Below are 1,363 nucleotides of genomic sequence, written 5' to 3' on the forward strand. Positions count from 1 at the left end.
CGGAAGCTAAGGGAGGCCGGCTGTGACAAATGAAGTGGTCACGCGTGTCAGTGTCGATGCGAGTGGTTTCGAAGCGGGCATGGAGCGCACCAAGCGAGCCGCGAACGGGTTCGTGGCGCATCAGCAAGCGAGCGCGAGCAAGTATGAGGCGTCTCAGCAGCAAATGGCGGCAAGCAGCGCCATCACGGCCCGCGCGCTTGAGGAAGCGGCGAGGTCCGGCAGTGCCGCGACGGCACGGCAGGTAAGCGCTGCGGTGAAAGGGTTTGAGAAGGTTGCTGACACGGCGGGCAAGACGCGCTTTGATCTGATGCGCTTGAGAGCGGCAAATCTCGGCATTGCCGAGTCCGCGGAGCCGTTGATTGCGAAGGCGGAAGCTGCCTCGCGTGCCATGCATCATCTCGGAGCGGGGTCGGTGGCCGCCCGGCGCGAATTGTTTGTGTTGGGTCACGAGGCGATGCAGGGCAGCTGGAAAAACTTCATGGGCTCGCTCATGGTGCTGGCCGAGCGCATCGATGTGTTGCCGATGTTGTGTGGGCCGGCGGGCGTAGCGCTCGGCGCGCTGGGCGCAAGCGGCTTTGCTGCGTATCACGCGATTCATTCGTTGACCGAGCAGCAGGAAAAGCTTGATCGCGCAATGCTGCTCACGGGCAACTATGCAGCGCTCACGCAGGGCAAGTTGCAAGCGTATTCCGACACGATCTCGCGTCACGTAGGCGTCTCGGTCAGCGAGGCGCGCGATGCGCTGATGGCGCTCGCCAGTTCGGGGCATGTGGCCGGCGCGGACATGCAGCAGGCGGGTGAGAGCGTGGCGGCCTACGCAAAAGTTTCGGGCCAGGTGGTCGAGGAGGTCGCACGCCAGTTCCTGCAATCGTACGGTCATGCAGCGGAGGCTGCGCGCAAGTGGCGCGAGGACCATCACGATCTTGGACAAGCGCAGATCGACCATATTCGCATCCTTGAGTTGTCGGGCGACAAGGCAGGAGCTTGGGCGGCGTTCGTGCAGGCGGCAAGCGCGAGGGCACGCCAGGCAGTGGCGTCCGACAACCGCGAAATGGCGCAAAGCTATGAAACGCTCGGCCAGAAGTGGGACCGGTTCTGGCGAGGCATGACGGGCAAAGGCGACGCTCTGCAAAAGGCGCAAGACGAGCTGGCAGCGGCGCGCTCGGCACTGCTCGATCCCGAGTTAAATCCCGGCGGGATGAACACGGAGGCGTTCGACAAGAAGATCAAAGCGCTTGAGCAGTTGCAGCAGACATTGCTCAAAGCGAGTGAAAAAAACGATCCGCATCAAAAGAGCGTTGAGACGTTCAAGGCGATGATGGATCATCATGCCGAGTACATGAAATCGGCGCGCTCGCGGCAG

The 1,363-nt window shown here is 62.4% G+C and carries 1 protein-coding gene; it reads left to right on the forward strand.

Annotated features, from left to right (window positions below; translation table 11 throughout):
- Positions 1-22: 22 nt before the first annotated feature.
- On the forward strand, positions 23-1,363 hold a 1,341-nt coding region (locus tag QCE79_RS32765), incomplete at its 3' end, for a phage tail length tape measure family protein (protein ID WP_309851573.1).

The sequence above is a fragment of the Caballeronia sp. LZ003 genome, from assembly GCF_031451465.1.
In the GTDB taxonomy this organism is placed as follows: domain Bacteria; phylum Pseudomonadota; class Gammaproteobacteria; order Burkholderiales; family Burkholderiaceae; genus Caballeronia.